Raw genomic sequence first — 765 nt, forward strand, 5'->3', positions numbered from 1 at the left:
CCAGCATCATCGGCATAACCGCGAACACGGCATAACAGCACCTATGCCGACATCGGCATAGCTGCTGCGACGGGCTGACCGGGTTCCCCGAAGCGATCGCCGCGACGTGGCCGGAAGCGACCGTGCAAACCTGCGTTGTCCACCTCATCAGGGCGAGCATGCGGTTCGTGAACTACAAGGACCGCAAGGCCGTCGCCGCGGCGCTCAAGCCGATCTACCAGGCCGCGAACGAGGACGCCGCGCTGGAAGCGCTCGAGGAGTTCGCCGCGTCTGATCTCGGGAAGCGCTACCCGTCCGCGGTGAAGTCGTTCCACGACGCGTGGGACAAGTTCATCCCGTTCCTCGCGTTCCCGCCCGAGCTGCGGCGGGTGATCTACACGACCAACGCGATCGAGTCGTTGAACTACCAGTTGCGGAAGGTCACGAAGAACCGCGGTCACTTCCCCAACGACGCCGCCGCGGTGAAGCTGCTCTGGCTCGCGATCTGCGACATAGAGGACAAGCGAGCACGCGCACGCGAGAAGGAACGCGGGCTACCAGCCGACAAGCGCAAGGCCAGCGGCAGGCTCATCGAGGGCAACGTCACAACGAACTGGAAACAGGCCCTCGAGCAGCTCGCGCTCGTCTACCCCGAACGCATCAACCCCCACCTCTAACCACCACCCCCGAGCCCGCTTACACAGACAACTTGACAAGCCCGCCCAGGTCTGTGACGCGATCCGGTCCCGCAGCCCGGGCTGGTTCGCTTTCACGGTGAACACGTAA

1 pseudogene is annotated in these 765 nt (G+C 64.3%); it reads left to right on the forward strand.

Annotated features, from left to right (window positions below):
• Window positions 1–62: 62 nt before the first annotated feature.
• A pseudogene (locus tag ABD164_RS17530) lies at window positions 63–656 on the forward strand (IS256 family transposase); the annotation flags it as partial.
• Between the last annotated feature and the right edge of the window lie 109 nt (window positions 657–765).

Origin of the sequence: Agromyces neolithicus, assembly GCF_039529735.1 — a bacterium.
GTDB classification, from domain to species: Bacteria; Actinomycetota; Actinomycetes; order Actinomycetales; family Microbacteriaceae; genus Agromyces; species Agromyces neolithicus.